At 42.2% G+C, this 3,087-nt stretch carries 7 protein-coding genes; all 7 read right to left on the reverse strand.

The annotated features are described in order from the left end of the window. On the reverse strand, positions 1-387 hold a 387-nt coding region (locus BACCELL_RS01730; protein ID WP_007209773.1), incomplete at its 3' end, for a phage tail tape measure protein. Further along, positions 377-1,147 carry a hypothetical protein gene (locus BACCELL_RS01735; protein ID WP_007209774.1) on the reverse strand — a complete coding sequence of 257 codons (771 nt, stop codon included), beginning with the start codon at positions 1,145-1,147 and terminating at the stop codon, positions 377-379. The genes BACCELL_RS01735 and BACCELL_RS01730, both read right to left, overlap by 11 nt. A 69-nt stretch (positions 1,148-1,216) precedes the next feature. Next, positions 1,217-1,693 carry a phage tail tube protein gene (locus tag BACCELL_RS01740; protein ID WP_007209775.1) on the reverse strand — a complete coding sequence of 159 codons (477 nt, stop codon included), beginning with the start codon at positions 1,691-1,693 and terminating at the stop codon, positions 1,217-1,219. Positions 1,694-1,695: 2 nt separating this feature from the next. Then, positions 1,696-2,064, reverse strand: coding sequence for a DUF3168 domain-containing protein (locus BACCELL_RS01745; protein WP_242577667.1), 369 nt, complete (start codon positions 2,062-2,064; stop codon positions 1,696-1,698). Positions 2,065-2,069: 5 nt separating this feature from the next. Beyond that, positions 2,070-2,507, reverse strand: coding sequence for a hypothetical protein (locus BACCELL_RS01750; protein WP_007209777.1), 438 nt, complete (start codon positions 2,505-2,507; stop codon positions 2,070-2,072). After that, a complete protein-coding gene (locus BACCELL_RS01755; RefSeq protein WP_007209778.1) occupies positions 2,504-2,821 on the reverse strand; it encodes a phage head completion protein in 318 nt (105 codons plus the stop codon). The genes BACCELL_RS01750 and BACCELL_RS01755 overlap by 4 nt, the downstream gene beginning before the upstream one ends. After that, a partial coding sequence (locus BACCELL_RS01760; RefSeq protein ID WP_007209779.1) for a head-tail connector protein occupies positions 2,818-3,087 on the reverse strand: 270 nt, incomplete at its 5' end. The genes BACCELL_RS01760 and BACCELL_RS01755, both read right to left, overlap by 4 nt.

Consider the following 3,087-nt stretch of genomic DNA (forward strand, 5'->3'; position numbering starts at 1 on the left):
AGCTTGTGCAAACTTCAGGACGGATTCCGTAGCCGATAATATCTCATTTTTCGTAAAGCCCAACTTTGCAAGCTCTGTTTGTAGGTTGGTAGCTTCCGCCGCTGTATACTTGGTGGTTTCACCCAGTTTCTTTGCATTGTCGGTCAATGCTTTTATCTGATCCGGTGTCGTGCCAAGTATGGCAGACAACTTACTAACGGCCGCCTCAAAACCTGCGGTAGTCTCTATGAAACCACGGAGACTTGCACCGCCTATGCCCAGAACAGCAGCAAAGCCAAGCACGCTACCTTTCATCTTGGCAAACATGGACTGAACCTTACTTGCCCCTTTCTTAAAATTTTCAGTAAGCAAATTGATTGCTATACTGAACGATAATTTACCCGCCATAATAATCTGTTTTTTTAGTTTTCATAAATTCTTCAAACCGGGCCGCGTCTTCCCTGATAGCCCGTTCAGCTTCTTTTCTCATCTCTTCTTCTTCCCAGGGAAATATTATCAAATCCCGGGCACCATTTTTCATCTTCCTTGCATCAATATGAGGCAGCATAGCGAAGTACGTCCACATGCGGGAACTTTCCATTTCTTCCTTACGTTTTCTCTCATAAGCTTCCAGATAAAGAGGCAGATCGCACAACTCCATTTCATTCAAAGCATAATGAGCATCCAGGCCCGCCATTATCAAAGTAGAAACTATTTTACCTATGTTTTCAAGGCTACCCTCGGAATTACCGACATCAGATGTGGTTATCTTTCTTTGAAATTGGGCCACGACTTCCATGATCTTTCCTAAATCGGAAGACATGGCATTCATAAACCTTTCGTCTATCAGCACTTGCCGGAATACTTCAAATGTATACCTGGACTTATCGCTGGTGATATACATGACATAAAGCAAAGATTCCACATCTTCTTTATCCGTGTAATCTATCTGCGAAAAGGATTTTTCCCGTAGCTGTTCCCAGCGTATGATTGCCTTAATGGTAAGACGTTGGTATTTCATTCCCGGTGCCATGATCAATTTGGGCGGGCAAGGAATGCGAGGCGGGGCAGGTCTTTTATGACCTTCCACACTCACATCGCACACAGCAATAAGAACTAAAATTAAAAGTGCAACACCTGCACAAAAGATAAATATGCTCAAGTCCATTATTCATTCATATTAAAAAAGGCGGCCATCATAGGACCGCCTTATGCATTTGTTAACGAATTCTCAGTGTCACGCTGCAACCGGTTCTATCGGAGTCAAAGCTCCCACACCTTTAAAAGACGCGCTCACCGAAACAATCTGCCCGTTATCCGATTTGATGGACAAAGAAGTGATAATCACTTTTCCCGTATAATTGACCTGCTTGTCGTCTTTTTCAAAAGTGCCGCCGAAGTTATCCTGATCGGATGCTTTCGCACTACCAAAGAAGAAGTCAAGAGGATCACCCGCTATCTGCTTCGCAAGCAAGGTGTCAAAGCTCAATGCGCCTTCCTTACGTGTCAAGAGTGATTCACTGGAAATAGTAAAACTCATCTTCCCTGCCAGGGAACCAGACCAGTTACCCATCATCTTGTTAGAGATGTCCAGTTCTTCAGTACTAATATCAAGACCTGCGCTTGATCCGAATGCTACCGGGTCTTCCCCGATAAAAAGCATAAGTTCACCTCTATGGATGTCTTTGCTTGAATCTAATTTCTTGTCTGCCATAATTATTGCTGTTTAATTGAAAATTGTAATACTTGAATAAATTTGTTATCAATGAAGTCCTCCGTAGAGTCTTCAAGTTGTATATACATGTCCGGATTAGAGAATTCACCGGATAAAGTGTCATAAATTAAAGAAGCAAGCTCTTGACTACGGTTATAATCACCTGATACCACAGCGACATTTACATAAGGAATTTGGTCGACAACTCCCATTTTTGTATATATTTGTTTGTATCCATCGCGTTGATAAGTTATGAAATCTCCCTTTGTATTTTCCGGAGCAATAACAGGGAAAATTCTATCATCTACCAGTGATACAATCCCGGGTTCATCCAGTAAAATTGTTCTTACTTCCGTTGTTATCTTGAACATGTCCATTATCTACGAGAATTTATTCGTTGAACAGCCTTTTGTGTACCCTCATAAACAGCCTGCAAAGCTTTGGCTTCTTCCGTTTTTTCTGTATCTGTCCAAAAACGGTTACCGGGCATAATTCCACGATAAGCCCCAGACTTTGTATAACGCCTTTTAGTTCCTCTATCCACTAGATGGGAATGGTTACCTCCCGGACGGTCAAAACCAGACAAGGCACCGAGTTTGTTCCGTTTTACACGATTAGTGAAAGAGTTCATCAGGTGATTAGTCTGCTTGCCGTGATGCAATAGCCTTGTCCGAAGATTACTTCTACCCTTTACGCGGAAAATATTAACAGCAGAACGAAGACCGCTCTTGATGGCCTTGTCCTTCTCGAAATTCTCAAGATTGCGAACAAGGTATAGGATACTATCTTTATCAACAATGGAAGCCTGAATCATGTATTCAACTTTTTAAGGGTTAAGGTAAGTTCGTTATCACGAGGTTCAATCATTTTAATTTCCCAGGTGCATTCAGCCCACTTTACGCGACAATTATAATTTATCTGAGGATATTTACGAACCAACATCACGGTCATCTGCCCGATAAACTGTTCCTTTGCATTCTCATCCCCGGTTATGATGGACTGTTTCTTTCGGTAAGCCCTGCACCGGAATACTTCTTTGTATTCCTTGCTAATGGCTCCTGAAGGCGTCTTCTCTTTTGTCAACGCCTCGAAAATTAAAGTCTCTTTCAGTGATCCGGCTCTTATCATAGACTGTAGTTTCGGTAAAGTTCTGTCAGATATTTAACTCCCCGAGGAAGCTCCTGAAGCCTGGCGTTGGTTACACTTTCCCGGTTGCTGTAAAAAGCCCCAATTGTAAGTAGAATAGCATGACGAAGAGGCGCAGGAATCCTGGAGCCACCACCTATAGTTTCAAGTTCTTTAACTGTTACACACAGGTCCTTCGCAACATTCTCTTCTCCTGCCTCTATTAAAGACTCAAGGTAAGAATCATCCTCTGTAAAGGATAATTCTAA

The sequence above is a fragment of the Bacteroides cellulosilyticus DSM 14838 genome (assembly GCF_000158035.1).
GTDB lineage: Bacteria > Bacteroidota > Bacteroidia > Bacteroidales > Bacteroidaceae > Bacteroides > Bacteroides cellulosilyticus.